We start from the raw sequence: 21,749 nt of genomic DNA, 5'->3' as shown, positions 1-21,749 counted from the left end.
GGCTGGGGGGGGGGGGGGGTTCGGGGCGGGGCGCCCCCCCCCCCCCCCCCCCCCCCCCCCCCCCCCCCCCCCCCCCCCCCCCCCCCCCCGGGTGCGACGGAGGACCGTCAGATCTTGCCGACGAGGTCCAGGCTCGGGGCGAGGGTGGTGTCGCCCTCCTCCCACTTGGCCGGGCAGACCTCGTTCGGGTGCTCGCGGACGTACTGCGCGGCCTTGACCTTGCGCAGCAGCTCGGCGGCGTTGCGGCCGACGCCCTCGGAGGAGATCTCCAGGAACTGGATGACGCCGTCGGGGTCGATCAGGAAGGTGGCGCGGTCGGCCAGGCCCTGGCCGGGGCGCATGACCTCGAAGTTGTTCGTGATCGTGCCGGTCGGGTCGCCGACCATCGGGTACTGGACCTTGGCGATCGTGTCCGAGGTCTCGTGCCACGCCTTGTGGGTGAAGTGCGTGTCGGTCGAGACGGAGTAGATCTCGACCCCCAGGGCGCGGAAGTCCTCGTACAGGTCGGCCAGGTCACCCAGCTCGGTCGGGCAGACGAAGGTGAAGTCCGCCGGGTAGAAGAAGACGACGGACCAGCGACCGCGCAGGTCGGCGTCGGAGACGTCGACGAACGCGCCGTTGTGGAACGCGGTGGCCGCGAACGGCTTGATCTCGGTGTTGATGAGGGCCACGGGGGATGCCTCCGCTCGTTGGTGTGGACAACCGGCTTTTCTTGAACCGTACAAGAAAGGCACGATCTGCCACGAGGGCCGCCACGAGGAGGTTCGTCACGTCGTGGCGCGGTGGCGGAGTCCCCGCGGATGTGGCAGGGGGTCGCCGGTCAGCCGCCGGGCCGGGCCAGGTCGTCGATCAGCCCGGCGCAGGTGACCGGGTCCTCGAGCACGAGGTGGTGGTGCAGCCCGGGGACCCGGACGGCGCGGACGCCGGGCAGCATCCCCGCGACCTCCGCGGCCTTGGCGTCGTCCACCACGAGGCTCTCGCCTCCGGAGACGTAGGCGACCGGCACCGTCAGCGTCGTGGCCGCGTGCATCGTGTGCTCGTCGTAGAGCGTGGGGAACCGCTGCCCCCCGTGCTTCCACGTCCAGCCGCCCTCGACGGCGCGGACCGAGTACTCGGCGACCGGCCGCAGCAGGTCCGCCGGCGGGTCGGGCTGCGGCGGGGCGAAGCGGAAGGCGGCGACCGCCGCCTCGCGGGTGGGGTACAGCTTCGGCGGGCGCGGTGGCGGGAGGCTGCGCCCGCGCAGCGTGTCCGGGAGCAGGATCCCGCAGTCGAGGAGGACCAGGCCGCCCACCCGGTCCGGGTGCCGGCCGCCGGCGAGGACGGCGACCCGGCCACCGAGGCTGTGGCCCACCACGACGGGCCGGTCGGCGTCGGCGGCCTCGGCGACCGCCACGACCTCCCGCGCCCACTGGGCGCCGGAGTACTCCGCGCGGTGCCCGCTGTCGCCGTGGCCGCTCAGGTCCAGGGTGACCACCCGCCAGCGGTCGGCCAGCAGCGGGACGACGGCGTGCCACCACACGTGGTGCGCGCCGTGGCCGTGCACCAGGACGAGCGAGCGGTCACCGCTGCCGGTCACGCCGTACCGGACGGGCACGCCCTCGACGACGACCTCGTGCGGCAGGGCGGCGGGGGGCTCGGGCACGGCCGGCATCGTGCCCCACGCGGGCGGGCCGGGACTCAGGCGTCGATGCCGTCGGGGATGCGGTCGGGCACCCGGGGGAGGGCCGGCGCCGGCTCGCGGGTGTCCTGCATGCGGACCAGCACCAGCGTGGCGGCCAGGGCGCAGGCCGCCGTCAGCAGGAAGACCAGCGCGAACGGGCCGGCCGTGGTGGCGTCGCCGGCCAGGGCGGTGAACAGGCCGATGCCGATGACGGCCCCGACCTGGAAGCCGGTCTGCTGCAGCGAGGCGGCCAGGCCGACGTCGCGGGCGTCGACCGCCGCGCCCTGCGCCGCGAGCAGGCCGGGGGCGGCGTGGCCGTGCGCGTAGCCGCTCAGCGCGATGGCGACGGCGACGACCACGAGCGAGGTCGCCCAGGCGCCCACGGCCATGGCGGCCAGGGCGGCGGCGAAGGCGGCACAGGCGACCAGGACGACGCGCCGCTCGCCGAAGCGCGCGCCCCACCGCCCGGCCGTCGGGGAGGCCAGCAGGATCGACAGCGCCCGCGGGACGGTGAGCAGCGACGTGACTGCGGCGGTCAGCCCGAGCACGCCCTGCAGGAACAGCGGGGTGACGACGAAGTTGCCCATGTAGCCGGCGCCGAGCAGCAGGCTGGCGCCGGTCACCACCCGCACGTTGCGCACGCCGAGGACGCGCACCGGCAGCAGCGGCGACGCGGCCCGCCGCTCCACGCGGACCAGCGCCCATGCCCCGAGGGGGACCGCGGCCAGGCAGGCGACCGGCAGCGGGGACCAGCCCCACACCGCCAGCCGGTTGACGCCGAGGGTGAGCGCGAGCGTGGTCCCGGCCAGCAGGAGCGCGCCGGGGACGTCGAGGGACCCGGGCGTGCGCTCGTCGTCGGCCGGCAGCACCAGCAGCGACAGCACGAGCGCGACCACGCAGAAGGCGACCTGCCCGACGAACACCGACCGCCAGCCGACGAGGTCGACCAGCGGGCCGCCGGCCACGACCCCGATGACCGCGGCCCCCGAGGTGACGGCGCCGACCCGCGCGCCGGCCCGCATCTGCCGGCCGGGCGGGCTGGCGCGGAACAGCAGGGCGACCGCCGTCGGCACGGTGGCCGCCGCGCCGGTCTGCGAGAGGGTGCGCGCGGCGATGAGGCTGGTCGCGTCCCAGGCCAGCGCGCTGGCGGCGGCGAAGACGGTCGCCACGACGATCCCGGCGAGGTACACCCGCCGGTGCCCGTGCAGGTCGCCGAGCCGGCCGAACAGGGGGGTGGTGACCGCGGCGGCCAGGAGCGGGGCGGTGGTGACCCAGACGACCGTCGAGGGCAGTGCGTCGAGGTCCTCGGCGATCGGCTGCACCGCGATGGTGAGGATCGTCGACGGGAACGCCGTCGTGAAGAGCCCGATCAGCAGGGCCGCGGTCACCCGGCGTCCGCGGGATCCCCCGGTGTCCTCCGCCCGCACGCGCCCCAGGGTCGCACGCCACGGCGGTGCCGGGACCGGGACCGGGAAGGCTTCCCGTGTGAGGGTCGACACGCCTGCAGGACGCGCACGCGCTGCGCGGCCGGCGCCGGGCGCGGCTGTCCGGGCCGGAGCTGCCCGAGCCCGCGAGCTCGAGCGCCGGGGAGCCCGACCGCTCCCGGCCGGCGGCGCAGCGCGGCGGCGGGGCGCCGGAGCCCGCGTGAGGGCGCCCGGCACTCCGGTGGAGGGCGACCGGATGGCGGACGAGGGACCTACGCCCCTCCCGTGGTGTGCCCGGCCGGGGGACCGTCGGCGCGGTCGAGGAGCGGTCCGAGGAGGAGACGGAGATGAGCGAGCGGATCACCTGGGAGCGGTGTCCCGGCTGCGGCGACACGGCCGCGGTCGGGTGGGCCGGGGAGCGGCCGGTGGAGATCGACTGCCTGCAGGGGTGCGTGGTCCCGCTCGGGTGCCTCACCGAGGCCGTCGGGCAGCCGGCGCCGGGGCGGTCGCGGCCCTGAGTGCAGGAGCCGCGGCCGGCCGTGGGTGGTCCGGGGTGCGGAGCTGACTAGTGTCGCGCCGGTGGTGGCGGAGCAGCCGGGGCCGGCAGGCGACGACGGAGCGACTCCCGCCGGCCGTCGTCGGCGGGGCCGGATGGAGCGCGGCGACGCGTCCCGGCAGCTGATCCTGGCCACCGCCGAACGGCTCTTCGCCGAGAACGGGATCTCCGCGGTGTCGAGCCGGCACGTCAGCGAGGCGGCGGGCCAGCGCAACAGCGCCGCGGTCGGCTACCACTTCGGCAGCCGCGCCGACCTCGTCCGGGCCATCCTGCGGACCCACTCCGAGCCGATCGAGCGACGGCGCGCGGAGCTGGTCGAGGAGCTGGGCGGCGACCCGTCGCTGCGCGACTGGGTGGCCTGCCTGGTGCGCCCGTCCACCGACCACCTGGCCGCCCTCGGCGGTCCGACCTGGTTCGCCCGGCTGCGCGCGCAGGTGGTGACCGACCCGGTGTTCCGGGAGCTGGCGCTCGAGGACAGTGCCCGGTCGGCGGCCCTGCGCCGGGTCGTCGACGGGATCCGGGACCGTGTGCGCGACCTGCCGCCCGCTGTCTACCAGGAGCGGCGGGACATGGAGGTGCAGCTGCTCGTGCACGGCTGCGCCGATCGCGAGCGCGCCCTCGCCGAGGGCCGGCCCACCCCGCGGGCCACGTGGCAGGAGGCCGCGACGGGGATCGTCGACGCCCTGGTGGGCCTGTGGCTCGCGCCGGTCTCCGCGGGAGCACCCCGACCGGTTTAAATCAAGTGTTGTAAACCGTGGGTGTCGTCCGTAGCGTCGGTCACAGGTCGCCGGACGGACGAGGAGGCACTCATGAGCGCACTGGTCGAGGACCTGCGGGTGGTCGACGCCGACGCCCACATGACGGAGCGGCACGACCTGTTCACCGCACGGGCGCCGAAGGGGTACGAGGACCGGGTGCCGCACGTCGAGCGGATCGACGGCGTGGACATGTGGGTCATCGAGGGGAGGACGTTCGGCCGGGCCGGCTCGGGCGGCACGATCGACCTCGAGGGCAAGAAGCACCCGTGGCGGGACTCGCAGGGCGGGTCGTGGGGGATCCAGGACGTGCACGTGGCCGCCTGGGACCCGAAGGCGCGGATCGAGCTCATGGACGAGCTGGGCATCCACGCCCAGGTCATCTACCCGAACGCCATCGGCCTCGGCGGGCAGAACTTCGCCAGGTCGGGCTCGGACCCGGCGCTGCTGCGGCTCGTCGTCGAGATCTACAACGACCACATGGCCGAGGTGCAGGCCGAGTCGGGCAACCGGCTGCTGCCGATGCCGATCATGCCGGCGTGGGACATCGACGCCTGCGTGCGCGAGGCCCAGCGCTGCGCGGAGCTGGGCATGCGCGGGGTCAACATGACCGCCCACCCGCAGGACGCGGGCTCGGCCGACCTCGGCGACCCGGCCTGGGACCCGTTCTGGGAGGTGTGCGCCGGGATGAAGCTCCCGGTGCACTTCCACATCGGTGCCAGCCAGACCTCGCTGTCCTACTTCGGCACCACCTACTGGCCCAGTCAGGACGACTACGTCAAGCCGGCCATCGGCGGTGCCTCGCTGTTCCTCAACAACTCGCAGGTGCTGCTCAACAGCGCGTACTCCGGGATGTTCGACCGCCACCCCGACCTCAAGATGGTCTCCGTCGAGAGCGGCATCGGGTGGGTGCCCTTCATGCTCGAGGCGATGGACTACGAGCTCGAGGAGAACGCGCCCGAGTGGTTCGACAAGCTGCAGAAGCTGCCGTCGGAGTACTTCCGGGACAACTGGTACGCCACCTTCTGGTTCGAGAAGGGCCGCGGCGACCTGCAGCACCTCATCGACACCGTCGGCGAGGGCAACGTCATGTTCGAGACCGACTTCCCGCACCCGACCTCGCTGCACCCCAACCCGCTGGACATGGTCAAGGAGCAGGTCGGGAAGCTCCGCCCGGAGACCCAGCGCGCGGTGATGGGCGGCAACGCGGCGCAGCTCTACCGCCTCTGGTAGCCCGCGCCGCACCCGACGGCCGCACGACGGGCCCGTCCCCCGACCACCGGGGGGCGGGCCCGTCCGCGTCGCACCGTGCGGTCGCTCGCGGCGTCGGCTCCCGCCCGGCCGCTGCGGCGCCGGGGACGGCACAGGCCGGCGACCCGAGGGTCCGCCGGCCTGTCGAGGAGGAGGGGTGCGCCATCAGGGACTCGAACCCCGAACCCGCTGATTAAGAGTCAGCTGCTCTGCCAATTGAGCTAATGGCGCGTGCCGCCCGGTCGCCCGGGCAACGAGGGAGAACGATACCAGCGCCCTGCGGGTCGCCGTCGCCGGGTCCCGGTCGTCCGCCGCGCGCGGGCGCCACCGCCCGGTCGCTCCTCCGTGGGACGCTGGGTCCGGCGGCCACGGGGGCGGGCCGCGGGGGACGGAAGGGGAGTCGGACCGAGTGCGACGGACAGCCGCTGTGGCCGCGCTGGGAGCGTTGCTCCTGCTCGCGGGGTGCCAGGACGACGGGGGCTCCGGCGGGTCCTCCGCTGCGTCCTCCTCGTCGTCGTCGCCACCGGAGGCCGGCCCCGCCGAGGTGGCGCTGAGCGTCGTCGACGGCAGCGTCGACGTCTCGCCCGTCGTCCCGCTGGAGATCTCCGTCACCGACGGCGAGCTCGGCGAGGTCACGCTGACCGACGCCGCCGGCGCGCCGGTGCCCGGCACCGTGGCCGACGACCCGGACGCCCCCGAGGTCGACGTCTGGACGCCGGACGTCGAGCTGGCCTACGGCGCCACCTACACCCTCACCGCGAGCGCCGAGGGCGCCGACGAGGAGACCGTCGAGGCGTCGTCCACCTTCACCACGGTGACGCCCGCGCAGGTCTCCACCCCGAGCATCGGCCCCCTCGACGGGCAGACCGTCGGGGTCGGCATGCCGATCCGGGTGTACTTCGACCAGCCGGTCACCGACCAGGCCGCGGTCGAGAGCCACCTGCTCGTCGAGAGCTCGACGCCGACCGACGGCGTCTGGAGCTGGCTGAGCGACACCGAGGTGCACTTCCGCCCGTCGACGTACTGGCCGGCCAACACCGACGTCACGCTGAACGCCGACCTGTACGGCGTCTCCTTCGGCGACGGGGTCTGGGGGGAGAAGGACCGCACGGTCTCCTTCCGCGTCGGGGACAAGCACGTGTCGATCGCCGACGCCGGCACCCACACCATGCAGGTCTTCGAGAACGACCAGCTGGTGCAGACCTACCCGATCAGCGCGGGCAGCGACGACAACCCCAGCCACAACGGCGTCCACGTGGTCACCGAGCTCAACCGCAACCGGATCATGGACTCGAGCACCTACGGCGTCCCGGCCGACAGCCCGGGCGGCTACCGGACGCCGGTGGAGTACGCCGTCCGAATCTCGAACAACGGCGAGTTCGTGCACGCCGCGCCCTGGTCGGTGGCCCAGCAGGGCAACAGCAACGTCTCGCACGGCTGCATCAACATGTCGACCGAGCGGGCGGCCTGGTTCTTCGACTTCTCGCAGCCCGGCGACATCGTCGAGATCAACAACTCGATCGGGCCGCCGCTGGGTCCGGCCGACGGCGACATCTACGACTGGACGATCTCCTGGGACGAGTGGCGGGCCGGCAGCGCCCTCCAGTAGCCCGACCGCACTCCCTCCCGCGCCACCACCGCCCGCGCCCGGCTCCCGGACGCGGGCGGTCGCGGTTACCGGGCCCCCGGCGCGGGCATCTCCCGGGTCCCGCCGCCCCTCGAGGAGGACCCTGTGGACACCTGGGTGATCGTGCTGATCGTCGTGGTCGCCGTGCTGCTGCTGGCCGCCCTCGCCCTGGCGATGGCCAAGCGCAACCGCATCGGGGCCGCCCGCAAGCGGGAGCAGGCGCGCGAGCACCTGCAGGAGGCGCAGCTGCGGGGCGTCCAGGCCGAGAAGGAGCAGGCGCTGGCCGAGGAGCAGGCCGCCCGCGCCCGCCGGGAGCGGGCCGAGGTCGAGGAGCGCACCCGGCTGGCCGAGCAGGAGGCGGCCCAGCGCGCCGCCGCCGCGCACGAGCACGCCACCGCCGCCGAGGAGCTCCGCGCCAAGGCGGAGCGGCTCGCGCCCGACCTGACCACCGACCGGCCCACCCACCCCGAGGGCGGCGCCACCCGCCGCTGAGTTCCGCGCCGCCCGCGGGTCTGAGTCCCGGAGGGGCGCGACCGCGCCCCCGGACCCGGGAGGCGCCATGACCGACCTGCTCGCCATCGGCACGCGCAAGGGACTCTGGCTGGCCCGCAGCGACGACGACCGCCGCAGCTGGACCCTCGACGGCCCGCACCTGCTGGCCCAGGAGGTGGCCGCGGTCTCGGTCGACACGCGCGGTCCGGCGCCCCGGGTGCTCGCCGGCGTCCAGTACGGCCACTGGGGCCCGACCGTGATGCGCTCGGACGACCTCGGCCGCAGCTGGCAGGAGACCGCGTCCGGGGCCATCCGGTTCCCGCAGGACACCGGCGCCGCGCTGTCCCGGGTGTGGCAGCTGCGCCCGGACTCCGCCGACCGGCCCGGGGTGGTGTGGGCCGGCTGCGAGCCGCACTCGCTGTGGCGCAGCGCGGACGGCGGCTGCACCTTCGAGCTGGTCCGCGGCCTGTGGGACCACCCGCACCGGCCCACCTGGGAGCCCGGTGGCGGCGGAGGAGCGGTGCACACCGTGCTGCCCGACCCCGCCTCCGACCGGGTGCTCGTCGCGATGAGCACCGGCGGGGTCTACCTCAGCGAGGACGGCGGCGGCTCCTGGGAGCCGCGGAACAGGGGGATCACCGCGGTCTTCCTCCCCGACGAGCTGCCCGAGTACGGGCAGTGCGTGCACAAGGTCGCCGTCGACGCCGGGGACCCCGACCGGCTGTACGCGCAGAACCACTTCGGCGTCTTCGCCACCGACGACGCGGGGGTCTCCTGGCGGTCCGTCGCCGGTGGCCTGCCGGCCGACTTCGGCTTCCCGATCGCCGCCTCGCCGCGGACCCCCGGCACCGCGTGGGTGGTCCCCCTCGTCGCCGACGTGGAGCGGCTGCCGCCGGGCGGCCGGCTGCGGGTGCACCGCACCCGCGACGGCGGCGGCACCTGGACCGAGCTCGGGGAGGGGCTGCCCGACGCCAGCTGGGCGGCGGTCATGCGCGATGCCCTGTGCGTGGACGACGGCGACCCGACCGGCGTGTACGTGGGCACCCGCGACGGCTGCGTCTACGCCTCGGCCGACGAGGGCGACACCTTCGCGCTGGTCGCCGCGCACCTGCCCGACGTCCTCGCGGTCCGGGCGGCGAGGCTGCCATGAGCGCGGAGGTGGTGCTGCCCGGCGTCCTGGCCGACCTCGCCGGCGGGGCCAAGCACCTCACCGTCGACGGCGGCGGCTCGCTGGCCGACCTGCTCGACCGGCTGGCCGCGCAGCACCCGCTGCTGGCCCGCCGCATCCGGGACGAGACGGGGGCGGTGCGCCGGTTCGTCAACGTCTACGTCGACGGTGACGACGTCCGCTTCGGGCAGGGGCTGGACACCCCCGTCCGGGACGGCGCGGTGGTGCAGGTGCTGCCGTCGGTGGCCGGCGGCTGACCGCGGCTCCCGGAGCCGGCTCAGAGGGTGGCCAGCTCCGCGCACTCGGGGCACAGCTGCTCGTCGTCGTAGCCCTGCGGCGGCCACGGCGTCTGCTCGTCGACGGCCACGTAGGCGCCGCACAGCGACTTGCGGCTGCGCCCGTGCACCCGGCCGATCGTCGCGTGCAGGGGACCGATGCGGCGGGGCTGGAGGCCGTCGGCGGTCCCGACCGCTCCGACCATGACCACCGCGTGCGCGGTGCCGTACGCGTAGGCCGTCGTCATGTCCGCCAGGGTCCGAGCCGACCGGGGGAGGGGCCAGCACCCGGGGAGGGCGTGTCCGCTCCACCCGTCCCACGCGTCCCAGCTGGCACGGCCACCCGGCGCCGTCCGCCGCGCCCGACGCGCCCCGTGCGGGACCCGGGAGGGGTGCATGGCAGCTCTCCCCACCGTTCGGGACGAGTTTCGGCAGGTCAGCGCCCCGGGCGCGCCGGGGCCGGCCACCTAGCGTCGTCCGCATGCAGACCAGCGCCGACGTCCGTCCCGTCCTCGAGGCCCTCGCGGCCGACGACCAGCCGGCCACGATGTTCGCGCTGCTGGCGCGGCTCAACCCGCGCCCGGCCTCGGGCGACGCGGCGGCCTGGCGGCAGCGCCAGGTCGAGTTGCTCGACTGCTTCACGCGGGCCCACGAGGCCGGCTACCTCGACTCGCTGCCGCGCGAGCCGGGCCAGGTCACCGAGACCTTCGCGCTCACCGCGCGGGGCCGCGACCTGCTCACGACCGACGTGACCCGGCCGTTCTCCCGCGTCCCCGGCGGCCTGCCCACGGACACCCCGCCGCCGGCCGTCGAGCGCCGTGGCGGCCGGTGGGTGCTGCGCGGCCGGACCAGCGTCCGGATCGGCTGAGCGGCTGCTCGGCGGCCGGCCCGCCCGCGATCATGGTCGTGTCGCCGCTCGACGCAGCGTGTCGTCGCGTGTCTGCGGCAACGTCCCCATGATCGCGGGGGAGGGGGCGCTCAGCCCAGCTGCGCGGCGACCAGCGGCTCGAGGTTCACGCCCGGCTTGTCGCGCAGCACGCCCATCACCCACTTGGTGGTGAACAGGGCGAGCAGCTCGCCGTCGGCCCGCCGCATCACCTCGGTGCCGCTGGAGGCGGTGATGACCGGCACCGACGCCTCGTCGGTGCGCATGGCCAGGGAGTAGGGCAGCGGCTCGAGGCTGATCCGGGCGCCGAACTCGTGCTCCATGCGGTGGCTCGCGACCTCGAACTGCATGGGGCCGACGACGGCGAACACCGGGGCGCCGTCCCCGCGCCGCTCGGAGGTCAGCACCTGGACCACGCCCTCGCCGGCGAGGGTCTCGATGCCCTTGCGGAACTGCTTGTACCGGCTGGTGTCGGCCACCCGCGCGACCGAGAAGTGCTCCGGGGCGAAGGTGGTGACCGGGGGGTAGCGCACCGGCCGGTCGACGTACAGGGTGTCGCCGACGCCGAGCGCGGCGGCGTTGACCAGGCCCACGACGTCGCCCGGGAAGGCCGTCTCGATGGTCTCGCGGTCGCGGCCGAAGACCTGCTGGGCGTACTTGGTCGCGAACGGCCGGCCGGTGGCGGCGTTGGTGACCACCATGCCGCGCTCGAACACCCCGGAGCAGACCCGGATGTAGGCCAGCCGATCGCGGTGCCCGGTGTCCATCCCGGCCTGCACCTTGAACACGAAGGCGCTGAACGGCGCGTCGAGCGGGTGGGCCTGCCCGTCGGCGTCCGGCCGCGGCGCGGGCGCGGGCGCCAGGTCGACCAGGACGTCGAGCAGCTGCCCCACCCCGAAGTTCGACACCGCCGAGGCGAACAGCACCGGCGTGGTGGCCCCGGCCAGGAACAGCTCCTGGTCGTGCTCGGCGCCGGTCTCGGCGAGCAGTTCCGACTCCTCCAGCGCCTGCGTCCAGGCGTCGCCCTCCTGCGCGAGCGCCCGGTCGGCGTCGAGCACCTGCTCGGGGGCGATCGTGGCGCCGCCGGCGGTGCGGGTGAAGTGCCGGTAGGTGCCGTCGCGGCGGTCGAGCACGCCGCGGAAGTCGCCGGCGATGCCCACCGGCCAGGTCAGCGGCGTGGGCGTGAGGCCGGTGCGCTCGGTGATCTCGTCCATCAGCGCGAGGGCGTCCATGCCGGGGCGGTCCCACTTGTTGACCACCGTGATGATCGGGATGCCGCGGTGCTTGCAGACGGCGAAGAGCTTCATCGTCTGCGTCTCGAGCCCCTTGGCGGCGTCCACCAGCATCACGGCGGCGTCGACCGCGGTGAGCACCCGGTAGGTGTCCTCGGAGAAGTCGGCGTGGCCCGGGGTGTCCAGCAGGTTCACCACGGCGTCGCGGTAGGCGAACTGCAGCGCGGCCGAGGTGATGGAGATGCCGCGGTCGCGCTCCATGTCCATCCAGTCGCTGACCGTCCCGCGGCGGCCGGCCTTGCCGTGCACCGCCCCGGCCTGACCGATCACGCGGGCGTGCAGGGCCAGGGCCTCGGTGAGCGTCGACTTGCCCGCGTCGGGGTGGCTGATGACGGCGAAGGTGCGCCGCCGGCCGGCCTCGGCGGGGACGTCGCTCGACGTCGCGGCGCGGGGGCCGCCGTCGGTGGACGCGGTGGTGCTCACGGTGCTCTCCTCGCAGACGCCGGACGGCGAGAGGCCCCGGTCAGTCGCCTGACCGGGGCCTCTGTCGTGGGGTGAGTGACGGGGCTCGAACCCGCGACACCCAGGATCACAACCTGGTGCTCTACCAGCTGAGCTACACCCACCGCGCGCTCCCGCGGCACGCGCGCCCCGGGAACCGGAGCAACGATACCCGAGCGGGTCAGCCCTCCGACGCAGCGGGCGGTGCCGTGGCCGGCGGGGTGGCGTCCCCGGCCGCGAGGACGGCGGCGAAGGCCTCGGTGACCTGGCCGGCCGCCGCCTGCGCCTGTGCCGAGGACGGGCCGGAGCCGTCGACGAACAGCGTCTTCCGGTAGTAGGCCAGCTCGCGCACCGACTCGATGATGTCGGCCAGGGCACGGTGGGCCAGGCCCTTGGGCGGCTGGGCGAAGTACACGCGGGGGAACCAGCGGCGGGCCAGCTCCTTGACCGAGGAGACGTCGACCATCCGGTAGTGCAGGTGGTCGTCGAGCTCGGGCATGTCGCGGGCGAGGAAGCCGCGGTCGGTGCCGATCGAGTTGCCGCACAGCGGCGCCGTCCGCCGCTCGGGCACGAAGCGCTTCACGTAGGCCAGCACCTGCTGCTCGGCCTCGGCGACGGTCAGGGTCGAGGCGCGCACGGCCTCGGTCAGCCCCGACTTCGCGTGCATCTCGGTGACGACGTCGGCCATCCCGTCCAGGGCCTCGTCGTCGGCGTGGATCACCAGGTCCAGGCCGGGGTCGAGCACCGTGAGGTCGGAGTCGGTGACGAGGACGGCGACCTCGATCAGCTTGTCCTTGGCCAGGTCCAGCCCGGTCATCTCGCAGTCGATCCAGACCAGGTGTCCCGCGCTCTCCGCCACGGACGCGAACCCTACGTCCCGTCCGTCCCGCCCGCCTCGCGCGGCCGTCTCTACCGCACCCGCCGCTCCGGGGCCACTCGGAGGGTCGGTTCGGAGGCCTCCCGCGGTTAGGCTCGCCTCTGCCCCCACCCCGATCTGCAGGGAGCACCCCCGTGCCCAGCCCGACCGCACCCGCGGCCCCCGGCTCGCTGTCCGCCGCCACGCGCCACCCGCTCGCGACGCTGCGGTGGCTGTGGCTCGCCTACACGACCCCGGGCCGCGCCGGCCGGCCGACCACCGAGCAGGAGCTGCGGTGGATCTACACCGCCTGGCTCGGCGCCTTCCTGCTCAAGATGCTCGGGTCGTCGTGGGACGTCTCCTGGCACTTCAAGTGGCTGCGCGACGACCTGGCGCCGCCGCACCTGCTCAACTCGGCCGGCACCGCCGTCGTCGTCGCGCTGGTCGTGTTCCACAGCTACAGCGGCTACGGCGTCGACCGCCGCGCGCTGCGGCTGATGCAGGCCGGCATCGCGACCTTCCTGGTCGCCGTCCCGATCGACATCGTCAACCACCGCATCAACGGCCTGGACATCACGAGCTGGAGCCCCAGCCACGCCCTCCTCTACATCGGGACGGCGATCATGCTGGCCGGCGCCATCCGCGGCTGGTGGCTGTACGCCGCGCCGGGCCGGGTGCGCGACCTCGTGTCGCTGGGGCTGTGGCTGTTCTTCGTCGAGAACGTCGTCTTCCCCAACCAGCACCAGGAGTACGGCGTCCTGTCCCTGCGCGCCTACGAGGCGGGGAACACCACCGCCGAGCAGCAGCTGCTCGACTTCGCGGCCTCGCAGGGCCAGACGCCGACGATGTTCATGCTGCCGGTGCCCTCCTGGGTGCACCCCGCGTGGATCATCTGCGCCGGGCTGCTCTCCCTGGTGGCCGCGCGCAAGGTGGTCGGCCTGCGGTTCACCGCGACCACGGTGGTGGGCGTCTACCTGGCCTACCGCGCGGTGATGTGGCTGGCGCTGGTGGGCATGGGCTTCCCCGCCTCCGTGCTGCCGCTGGTCATGCTGGTCGGCGCCGTGTGCATCGACCTCGCGATCAGCTACGGGCTGCCCGGCTGGAGCGCCGCGCCGGTCACCGCGCTGGCGGTCTACGGGGCCGGCTGGCTGCAGGACGCCGCCGACCTCCTCCCGCCGTGGAACTGGACCTGGTGGTCCATCGCGCTCGTCACCGCCTCGTTCACGCTGCTGTGGACCGCGATCGACGTCGTGACCCGCAGCGCCTGGTTCGCCGCGTGGCGGCAGCCGGTCGCGCCGGCCGACACCCGGGGCGAGCTCCCGGTCCCGGTGGGCGGCGCGTCGCTGGACTGAGGAGGGGACCGGCCCGTCACGTGACGTAGCGTCGGTCCGACTCCGCCGGACGGGCCGCGGCCCGCCCGAGCCGCGGTGCCGCGCGCACCGGCGCCCCACACCCCCCAAGACCCGCCCGGAGGACGACGACGTGCTGGCCCTCACCCCCGAGCCGCTGCAGACGGCGGGGGAGCGTGCCGTCTTCGCCGAACTGGCCCGCTGGGACACCGGCGGGGCCGTGCGCTCGGCGGTCGTCGCGTCGCTGCCGATGGTCGACGGGCCGATGGGCCGCCGGATCTCCGACGCGGTGCTGTTCGTCCCCGAGGGCCTGGCCGTCGTCCGGATCGCGGAGGTGCCCAAGCAGCGCGGCACCGTGACCGCGGTGCCCGAGGGGGCCTGGAGCGTCTCGGTCGACGCCCGCCCCGGCGAGGTGCTGCAGATCGCCGGGGGCGGGTCCTCGCCGCTGGACGGGCTGATGCGCGCCGGCATGGAGGCCGCCGTCCGGCTGCGCTCCGCGGGCCTGGAGCCCGGGCGGATCGCGCGGCTGACGGTGCTGGTCGGCGAGCTGACCGGCCTCGTGCCGGCCGACGGCGACCTCGGCGAGGGCGACCAGGTCGCGCTGCTGGAGTCGCGGTCGCTCCTGCTGGGCATCGCCCGGTCGGCCCGCTACGCCGGCGTCGGCAACCCGCGGCTGTGGACCACCGCCGACGTGCGGGCGGCGCTGGAGGTCCTCGGCGTGCCCGGCCGCGGCCCCTCGGTCGAGGAGCTCAACGGCGAGGGTTTCCCGTACTCGCCCTACGTGCTGCGCAAGCGGGAGCTGCTGACCCCGGCCGCGATGCACGCCGCCTCGGTCGCGCCGCCCCCGCCGGCCGCCCCGCCGGCGTCCCCGGCGGCCGCCCGGACGCCGGTCGCGCCGGTCACCGGCGGCTTCGTCGCGCCCACGCCCGACGGTCCCCGGGTCGACCCGGCCGCGGCCGCCGCGGTGGCGGCGGCCGCCATCCGTGCCGACGAGGCCGCCGCCGCGCACCAGGCCGCCGCCCTGGCCGCCGCACGGCCCGCCGCCCCCCAGCCGGCCGCGCCGCAGTCGCTCGCGCCGCAGTCGTTCGCGCCGCAGTCGTTCGCGCCGCAGTCGTTCGCGCCCCAGCCGCTCGCGGCGCAGCCCGCCGCGGCGCCGCAGCCCTGGGCCGCCGCGCCGGCACCCGCGCCGGCCGACGAGACCGACGGCATCGGCGGGCTGTTCGCCGGCGCCGAGCGCACCGACCCCGGTGCCGAGCCCGCCCGGCCCGCGCAGCCGGCGACCCTGGTCGGCCCCACCGTCGCCGCCCCCGACGCGGGCCGGCCGCTGCTCGAGCGGCCGCAGAGCGAGTGGCCCTCGGCGCCGCGCCCGTCGACCGAGGCGCCGGAGCGGCCCGCCGGCACCCCGCTGGTCGTCGCGCGCCACCGTCCCGACCGCACCCGCCGGCTGGCCCTGCTCGGCGGCGGCGCGGCCCTGGTCGTGCTCCTGCTGGTGCTGGGGCTCGTGCTCGCCCTGGGCGGTGACGACGGCGACGACCGGCAGGCCGGCGACACCGCGCCCACCCCGTCGAGCGCGGCCCCGAGCGACGACGTCACCCTCGCCGTCGGCGCGCAGACCACCCTGGACGGCCTGCCGTTCACGCTGCAGCGGCTGCAGGAGGACGACGGCTGCGCCGACCACGCCTACGGGTCGGTGGCGGACTTCTTCGCGCGGACCGACTGCGCCGGGCTGGCGCGGGCGCTGTGGTCCACGCAGGTCGACGGTCGCGCCGTCGTCGTCTCGGTCTCGGTCGTGGACATGGGCGAGGAGGGGGCGGCCGACGCGCTGCGGGCGCTGGCCGACACCAGTGGGAGCGGCAACGTCAACGACCTGCTGCGCGAGGGCGTCCGCTACCCCGGTGGCCCCGAGGAGCTCACGGGCGCGGAGTACGCCAGCGCCGTCGAGGGCACGGTCGTGACGATCGTGGAGACCGACTGGGTCGGGCCGGCCGGCTCGACGGCGGACCTGGACCTGGTCGCGGCCACCGCGCTCGCTCTGGAGATGCCCGACCCGACCCCCTGAGGGACTTTCGCGCGCGAAGTGCTCCCGGGGTAGGGGACTTTCGCGCGCGAAGTGCTCCCGGGGGAGGGGACTTTCGCGCGCGAAGTGCTCTCAGGCCGGGGACGTCGCGGCGGCCTCGGCCATCGCGGTGAGGAGCTCGGCCATCGCCGGCCGCGGCAGCCGCCCGCCGCTGTGCGGGGTGGAGTTGACCAGCCCGAACACCGCGTGCGCCCGCGCCCGGCAGGCCTCGGCCCCGGCCGCGGGGTGCAGGGCGGCCAGCACGCCGACCCAGACCTCGACGTAGCGGCGCTGCAGCCGGCGGACCTCGTGGGCGTCGGGCTCGGGCAGGTTCTGCAGGTCGCGGTCCTGCACGGTGATGAGCGCCGGGTTGTCGAGCGCGAAGTCGACCTGGAACGCGATCAGCGCCCGCAGCTGCGCCAGCGGCTCGGCGCCCGCCGCGGCCACCTCCGCGGTGCCGCCGGCCAGCAGTCGCTCGCTGATCCGCAGCAGCATCTCGGCCAGCATCGCGTCCTTGCTGGCGAAGTGGCGGTAGATCGCCGGGCCGGTGACCCCGACCGCGGCCCCGACGTCGTCCACCCCGACCGCCCGCGAGCCGCGCTCGGCGAACAGCTGCGCGGCCGCCCGCAGGATCTGCTCCCGCCGCGACGGCCGGGCCGCGTCGTCGTGCAGCGCGGTGTCGGCCTGCGTGTCGGACCCCGTCACGGCGCAGATGTTAACCGCCGTTGACCCCTCGCGTGAACCGTCGTTAACATCGCCGGCGTGGACGCCCCCGTGCTGAGCCGCACCGCACCCCCCGATCCCGGGTCCGCCGCCCGCAACGCCGCGGCACACCGCACGCTCGTCGACGACCTGCGCGCCCAGCTGGCCCGGGTCGCCGAGGGCGGCGGTGAGCGGGCCCGGGCTCGGCACGTGGAGCGCGGCAAGCTGCTGCCGCGCGAGCGGGTCGACGCCCTGCTAGACCCGGGCAGCCCGTTCCTCGAGCTGTCGCCGCTGGCCGCGCACGGCATGTACGACGGGGACGCCCCCGGGGCGGGCATCGTCACCGGCATCGGGCGGGTGTCGGGCCGGGAGTGCGTCGTCGTGGCCAACGACGCCACGGTCAAGGGCGGCACGTACTACCCGATGACGGTGAAGAAGCACCTGCGCGCCCAGGAGGTGGCGCTGCACAACCGGCTGCCGTGCCTCTACCTGGTCGACTCGGGCGGGGCGTTCCTGCCGCTGCAGGACGAGGTGTTCCCCGACCGGGAGCACTTCGGCCGGATCTTCTACAACCAGGCGACCATGTCGAAGGCGGGCATCCCGCAGCTGGCCGCCGTCCTCGGGTCGTGCACCGCCGGTGGCGCGTACGTGCCGGCGATGAGCGACGAGGCGGTGATCGTCCGCGAGCAGGGCACGATCTTCCTCGGCGGCCCGCCGCTGGTGAAGGCCGCGACCGGCGAGGTCGTGACCGCCGAGGAGCTCGGCGGGGGCGACCTGCACTCCCGGGTCTCCGGGGTCACCGACCACCTCGCCGAGGACGACGCCCACGCCCTGCAGCTGCTGCGCCAGATCGTCGGCACGCTGGGCCCGCGCGCCCCGCGGCCGTGGGACGTCGAGCCGGTCGAGGAGCCGCTGCACCCGCCGGAGTCGCTGTACGAGGTGGTGCCGACCGACCCCCGCACCCCCTACGACGTGCGGGAGGTCGTCGCCCGCCTGGTCGACGGCAGCCGGTTCGCCGAGTTCAAGCCGCTGTACGGGCCGACGCTGGTGACCGGCTTCGCCCGGCTGCACGGCCACCCGGTGGGGATCGTGGCCAACAACGGCGTCCTGTTCGGGGAGTCGGCGCTCAAGGGCGCGCACTTCATCGAGCTGTGCGACCGCCGGTCGATCCCGCTGCTGTTCCTGCAGAACATCACCGGCTTCATGGTCGGCCGCGACTACGAGGCCGCCGGCATCGCCAAGCACGGCGCCAAGATGGTGACCGCCGTCGCCTGCGCCCGCGTGCCGAAGCTGACGGTGGTCATCGGCGGCTCGTTCGGGGCCGGCAACTACTCGATGTGCGGCCGGGCCTACTCGCCCCGCTTCCTGTTCACCTGGCCCAACGCCCGCATCTCCGTGATGGGCGGCGAGCAGGCCGCCTCGGTGCTGGCCACCGTGCGCCGCGAGGGGCTCGAGGCCCGCGGCGAGGAGTGGCCGGCCGAGGAGGAGGAGGCCTTCAAGGCCCCGATCCGCGAGCAGTACGAGACCCAGGGGCACCCCTACCACGCGACCGCCCGGCTGTGGGACGACGGCGTCATCGACCCCGCGCAGACCCGCACCGTGCTCGGCCTGGCCCTGTCCGCCGCCGCGAACGCGCCGCTGGGCGAGCTCGGCTACGGCGTCTTCCGGATGTGATGAGCGTGTTCGAGACCGTCCTCGTCGCCAACCGGGGCGAGATCGCCGTCCGCGTCATCCGCACGCTGCGGGCGCTGGGCATCCGCTCGGTCGCGGTCTGCAGCGACGCCGACGCCGGGGCGCTGCACACCCGGGTCGCCGACGTCGCCGTCCGCCTCGGCCCCGCGCCGGCCGCCGAGAGCTACCTGTCGATCGAGCGGGTCCTCGACGCCGCGCGGCGCACCGGCGCCCAGGCGGTCCACCCCGGGTACGGCTTCCTGTCGGAGAGCGTCGACTTCGCGCGGGCCTGCGCCGACGCCGGCGTGGTCTTCATCGGCCCGCCGGTCGGCGCGATCGAGGCGATGGCCGACAAGATCCGCGCCAAGCAGACCGTCATGGCCGCCGGCGTGCCCGTCGTCCCCGGCCGGACCGAGCCCGGGATGGACGACGACGCGGTCGCCGCGGCCGCGGTCGAGGTCGGCTTCCCGGTGCTGCTCAAGCCCTCGGCGGGCGGCGGCGGCAAGGGCATGCGGGTGGTGCGTTCCGAGGCCGAGCTCCCCGAGCAGATCGCGGCCGCCCGGCGCGAGGCCCGCGGCTCCTTCGGCGACGACACGCTGCTGGTCGAGCGCTACGTCGGCGCCGCCCGGCACGTCGAGGTGCAGGTGCTCGGCGACACCCACGGCACCGTCGTCCACCTCGGCGAGCGCGAGTGCAGCCTGCAGCGCCGGCATCAGAAGGTCGTCGAGGAGGCGCCGTCCCCGCTGCTGTCCCCGGCGCAGCGCGCGGCCATGGGCACCGCCGCGGTCGAGGCCGCCCGCGCCGTCGGCTACACCGGCGCGGGCACGGTCGAGTTCATCGTCGACGCCGACCGGCCCGAGGACTTCTTCTTCCTCGAGATGAACACCCGGCTGCAGGTCGAGCACCCGGTCACCGAGGCCGTCACCGGGCTCGACCTCGTCGAGCTGCAGCTGCGGATCGCCGCAGGTGAGCCGCTGCCGTTCGGCCAGGACGACGTCCGCCTCGACGGGCACGCCATCGAGGCGCGGGTGTACGCCGAGGACCCGGCCCGCGGGTTCCTCCCGCAGAGCGGCACCGTGCTCGCGCTGCGCGAGCCGGCCGGTCCGGGCGTCCGGGTCGACGGCTCGCTGGCGCCGGGCTCCGTCGTCGGCACCGACTACGACCCGATGCTGGCCAAGGTCGTCGCGTGGGGCCCGGACCGCGAGGCCGCCCGGGCCCGGCTGCTCGCGGCGCTGGCCGGCACGCAGGTGCTCGGCGTCCCCACGAACACCGCGTTCCTGCGGGCGCTGCTCGCCGATCCCGACGTCGCCGCCGGGCGGCTCGACACCGGCCTGATCGAGCGGCGCGGGGAGTCGCTGACCGGCGCGGGGGCGCTGCCCGACGAGGTGTACGCCGCCGCGGCGCTGGCCCTGCTGCTGGAGTCCGAGCCGCGCGGCGCCGTCGTCGACCCCTGGGACGTCCCCGACGGCTGGCGGCTCGGCGAGCCGGCCTGGACCCTGCGCCGGCTGCAGGCCGCCGGCGGCGACCCGGTCGAGGTCCGGGTGCGCGGCCGCGCGGCCGACGCCCTGGTGCGGGTGGGCGAGGGCGACCCGCTGCACGCCGCCGCGACCCGGGACGGGGACGAGCTGACCGTCGGCCTGGACGGGACGACGACCCGGTGGCTGGTCGCGCACGACGGCGGCACGGTGTGGCTGGCCGGCGGCGGGCACACCGTCGCGCTGCGCGAGCACGAGCGGCTGCACGCCGCCGCGGAGGGTGGCGGCGGGGGCGGCGTGGTGACCGCCCCGATGCCCGGCACGGTGACCGTCGTCCGCGCCGCGGTCGGGGACCTGGTCGCGGCCGGCGCCCCGCTGCTGGTCGTGGAGGCGATGAAGATGGAGCACGTGCTGACCGCTCCGGTCGCGGGGACGGTCACCGAGCTCCCGGTGACGGCGGGCCGACCGGTCCGGCTGGACGAGCGGGTGGCCGTGGTGACGCCGGAGACCCCGGCCGCCGCCCCGGCGCCCGGCGAGGGGGAGTGAGACAGGTGCTGGACTACCGGCTCGACGAGGAGACCGAGGCGCTGCGGACGACCGTCCGCGAGTTCGCCCGGGACGTCGTGGCCCCGCAGATCGGGGACTTCTACGAGCGCGACGAGTTCCCCACCGCGATCGTGCGGCAGATGGGCGAGCTCGGCCTGTTCGGCCTGCCCTTCCCCGAGGAGTACGGCGGGGGAGGCGGCACCTACTTCGACCTCTGCGTGGCGCTGGAGGAGCTGGCCCGGGTCGACAGCTCGGTCGCGATCACGCTCGAGGCCGGGGTCTCGCTGGGCGCCATGCCGATCCACCGCTTCGGCACCGAGGAGCAGAAGCGCGCCTGGCTGCCCCGGCTGTGCGCGGGCGAGGCGCTGGCCGCCTTCGGCCTGACCGAGGCCGGGGGCGGGTCGGACGCCGGCGCCACCCGCACCACCGCCCGCCTCGACGGCGACGAGTGGGTGGTCAACGGCAGCAAGTCGTTCATCACCAACTCCGGCACCGAGCTGACCGAGCTCGTCACCGTCACCGCGGTGACCGGCACCCGCGCCGACGGCGGCAAGGAGATCTCGGCGATCGCCATCCCCTCGGGCACGCCGGGGTTCGCCGTCGGCACGCGGTACTCCAAGGTCGGCTGGAACGCCTCGGACACCCGCGAGCTGTCCTTCACCGACGTCCGGGTGCCGGCCGGCAACCTGGTGGGGGAGCGGGGCCGCGGGTACGCGCAGTTCCTCTCGATCCTCGACGAGGGCCGGGTGGCGATCTCCGCGCTGGCGGTGGGCCTGGCGCAGGGCTGCGTCGACGAGTCGGTCAAGTACGCCGCCGAGCGGGAGGCGTTCGGCCGGCGGATCGGGTCCAACCAGGCCATCCAGTTCATGATCGCCGACATGGAGGTGCGGGCCTCCACCGCGCGGTTGGCCTACTACCGGGCCGCCGAGAAGATGCTGCGCGGCGAGCCGTTCAAGCGCGAGGCGTCGATCGCCAAGCTGTACAGCTCCGAGGTGGCGGTGGAGAACGCCCGCTACGCCGCCCAGGTGCACGGCGGCTACGGGTTCATGAACGAGTTCCCGGTCGGCCGCTTCTACCGCGACGCCAAGATCCTCGAGATCGGCGAGGGCACCAGCGAGGTGCAGCGGATGCTCATCGCCCGCGACCTCGGCGTGGCCTGAGCGGGGGGGGGGGGGGGGGGGGGGGGGGGGGGGGGGGGCGCGCCGCCCCCCCCCGCCCCCCCCCCCCCCAGCCCCGCGTCCGCGCCGGGCGGGGGGGGGGGGGGCCC

General features: G+C 75.4%; 20 protein-coding genes and 2 tRNA genes. 13 read left to right on the top strand and 9 right to left on the bottom strand.

Going from position 1 to position 21,749, the window contains the following annotated elements:
- Positions 1–107: 107 nt before the first annotated feature.
- The 3 genes from ahpC to ACI8AX_RS22255 form a co-directional block, all read right to left on the bottom strand.
- The gene (gene ahpC / locus ACI8AX_RS22265; protein WP_456552053.1) at positions 108–671 is read right to left on the bottom strand and encodes an alkyl hydroperoxide reductase subunit C; all 564 of its coding nucleotides are present in this window, start codon (positions 669–671) and stop codon (positions 108–110) included.
- Between the two features lie 149 nt (positions 672–820).
- Positions 821–1,642 (bottom strand): alpha/beta fold hydrolase, encoded by an 822-nt coding sequence (locus tag ACI8AX_RS22260; RefSeq protein ID WP_456552052.1) that lies wholly within the window; start codon positions 1,640–1,642, stop codon positions 821–823.
- A gap of 35 nt (positions 1,643–1,677) precedes the next feature.
- A complete protein-coding gene (locus ACI8AX_RS22255) occupies positions 1,678–3,048 on the bottom strand; it encodes an MFS transporter (RefSeq protein WP_456552051.1) in 1,371 nt (456 codons plus the stop codon).
- 383 nt (positions 3,049–3,431) lie between these two features.
- Here ACI8AX_RS22255 and ACI8AX_RS22250 point away from each other — a divergent pair, with 383 nt between their 5' ends.
- From ACI8AX_RS22250 to ACI8AX_RS22240, 3 genes are all read left to right on the top strand, one after another.
- Positions 3,432–3,602, top strand: a complete 171-nt coding sequence (locus tag ACI8AX_RS22250; RefSeq protein ID WP_456552050.1) for a hypothetical protein — start codon at positions 3,432–3,434, stop codon at positions 3,600–3,602.
- Positions 3,603–3,735: 133 nt separating this feature from the next.
- Positions 3,736–4,377: a TetR/AcrR family transcriptional regulator gene (locus ACI8AX_RS22245; RefSeq protein WP_456552049.1), complete on the top strand. Its 642-nt coding sequence runs from the start codon at positions 3,736–3,738 to the stop codon at positions 4,375–4,377.
- A 72-nt stretch (positions 4,378–4,449) separates the two neighbouring features.
- On the top strand, positions 4,450–5,628 hold the full coding sequence (locus ACI8AX_RS22240) for an amidohydrolase family protein (RefSeq protein ID WP_456552048.1): 1,179 nt from the start codon (positions 4,450–4,452) through the stop codon (positions 5,626–5,628).
- Between the two features lie 176 nt (positions 5,629–5,804).
- On the opposite strand, the gene ACI8AX_RS22235 is transcribed toward ACI8AX_RS22240, so the two are convergent.
- Positions 5,805–5,877, bottom strand: a tRNA-Lys gene (locus tag ACI8AX_RS22235).
- 196 nt (positions 5,878–6,073) lie between these two features.
- Between ACI8AX_RS22235 and ACI8AX_RS22230 the strand changes: the two genes are divergently transcribed.
- From ACI8AX_RS22230 to ACI8AX_RS22215, 4 genes are all read left to right on the top strand, one after another.
- Entirely contained in the window at positions 6,074–7,255 is a 1,182-nt protein-coding gene (locus ACI8AX_RS22230) for a L,D-transpeptidase (protein ID WP_456552047.1), read from the top strand.
- Positions 7,256–7,378: 123 nt separating this feature from the next.
- Positions 7,379–7,765, top strand: a complete 387-nt coding sequence (locus ACI8AX_RS22225) for a hypothetical protein (RefSeq protein ID WP_456552046.1) — start codon at positions 7,379–7,381, stop codon at positions 7,763–7,765.
- 67 nt (positions 7,766–7,832) lie between these two features.
- Positions 7,833–8,915, top strand: coding sequence for a WD40/YVTN/BNR-like repeat-containing protein (locus tag ACI8AX_RS22220; protein WP_456552045.1), 1,083 nt, complete (start codon positions 7,833–7,835; stop codon positions 8,913–8,915).
- Positions 8,912–9,190 (top strand): ubiquitin-like small modifier protein 1, encoded by a 279-nt coding sequence (locus ACI8AX_RS22215; RefSeq protein ID WP_456552044.1) that lies wholly within the window; start codon positions 8,912–8,914, stop codon positions 9,188–9,190. Before ACI8AX_RS22220 ends, ACI8AX_RS22215 begins: the two co-directional genes overlap by 4 nt.
- 20 nt (positions 9,191–9,210) lie before the next feature.
- On the opposite strand, the gene ACI8AX_RS22210 is transcribed toward ACI8AX_RS22215, so the two are convergent.
- Positions 9,211–9,456 (bottom strand): hypothetical protein, encoded by a 246-nt coding sequence (locus ACI8AX_RS22210; RefSeq protein WP_113839170.1) that lies wholly within the window; start codon positions 9,454–9,456, stop codon positions 9,211–9,213.
- A 233-nt stretch (positions 9,457–9,689) separates the two neighbouring features.
- Here ACI8AX_RS22210 and ACI8AX_RS22205 point away from each other — a divergent pair, with 233 nt between their 5' ends.
- Positions 9,690–10,076 carry a hypothetical protein gene (locus tag ACI8AX_RS22205; protein WP_456552043.1) on the top strand — a complete coding sequence of 129 codons (387 nt, stop codon included), beginning with the start codon at positions 9,690–9,692 and terminating at the stop codon, positions 10,074–10,076.
- A 110-nt stretch (positions 10,077–10,186) separates the two neighbouring features.
- Here the strand turns inward: ACI8AX_RS22205 and ACI8AX_RS22200 are convergent, their stop codons facing one another.
- From ACI8AX_RS22200 to orn, 3 genes are all read right to left on the bottom strand, one after another.
- A complete protein-coding gene (locus tag ACI8AX_RS22200; RefSeq protein WP_456552042.1) occupies positions 10,187–11,809 on the bottom strand; it encodes a peptide chain release factor 3 in 1,623 nt (540 codons plus the stop codon).
- Between the two features lie 67 nt (positions 11,810–11,876).
- Positions 11,877–11,952, bottom strand: a tRNA-His gene (locus ACI8AX_RS22195).
- A 56-nt stretch (positions 11,953–12,008) separates the two neighbouring features.
- Entirely contained in the window at positions 12,009–12,686 is a 678-nt protein-coding gene (gene orn / locus ACI8AX_RS22190) for an oligoribonuclease (protein WP_456552041.1), read from the bottom strand.
- Positions 12,687–12,838: 152 nt separating this feature from the next.
- Here orn and ACI8AX_RS22185 point away from each other — a divergent pair, with 152 nt between their 5' ends.
- Entirely contained in the window at positions 12,839–14,035 is a 1,197-nt protein-coding gene (locus tag ACI8AX_RS22185; RefSeq protein WP_456552040.1) for a hypothetical protein, read from the top strand.
- A gap of 130 nt (positions 14,036–14,165) precedes the next feature.
- Positions 14,166–16,091 carry a hypothetical protein gene (locus ACI8AX_RS22180; RefSeq protein ID WP_456552039.1) on the top strand — a complete coding sequence of 642 codons (1,926 nt, stop codon included), beginning with the start codon at positions 14,166–14,168 and terminating at the stop codon, positions 16,089–16,091.
- Between the two features lie 90 nt (positions 16,092–16,181).
- Here the strand turns inward: ACI8AX_RS22180 and ACI8AX_RS22175 are convergent, their stop codons facing one another.
- A complete protein-coding gene (locus tag ACI8AX_RS22175; RefSeq protein ID WP_456552038.1) occupies positions 16,182–16,793 on the bottom strand; it encodes an SACE_7040 family transcriptional regulator in 612 nt (203 codons plus the stop codon).
- A 57-nt stretch (positions 16,794–16,850) separates the two neighbouring features.
- Between ACI8AX_RS22175 and ACI8AX_RS22170 the strand changes: the two genes are divergently transcribed.
- Genes ACI8AX_RS22170 through ACI8AX_RS22160 form a run of 3 tightly spaced genes read left to right on the top strand, consistent with a single transcriptional unit; the run spans position 16,851 to position 21,642 of the window.
- Positions 16,851–18,464, top strand: a complete 1,614-nt coding sequence (locus ACI8AX_RS22170) for a carboxyl transferase domain-containing protein (RefSeq protein WP_456552037.1) — start codon at positions 16,851–16,853, stop codon at positions 18,462–18,464.
- Positions 18,464–20,482 (top strand): acetyl/propionyl/methylcrotonyl-CoA carboxylase subunit alpha, encoded by a 2,019-nt coding sequence (locus tag ACI8AX_RS22165; RefSeq protein ID WP_456552036.1) that lies wholly within the window; start codon positions 18,464–18,466, stop codon positions 20,480–20,482. The genes ACI8AX_RS22170 and ACI8AX_RS22165 overlap by 1 nt, the downstream gene beginning before the upstream one ends.
- Before the next feature lie 5 nt (positions 20,483–20,487).
- Complete coding sequence (locus ACI8AX_RS22160; protein ID WP_456552035.1) at positions 20,488–21,642, top strand: acyl-CoA dehydrogenase family protein; 1,155 nt, start codon at positions 20,488–20,490, stop codon at positions 21,640–21,642.
- The last annotated feature ends 107 nt before the right edge of the window (positions 21,643–21,749 follow it).

It is taken from the genome of Blastococcus sp. SYSU D00813, assembly GCF_054050735.1.
This window is presented reverse-complemented; position numbering and strand designations above follow the sequence as displayed.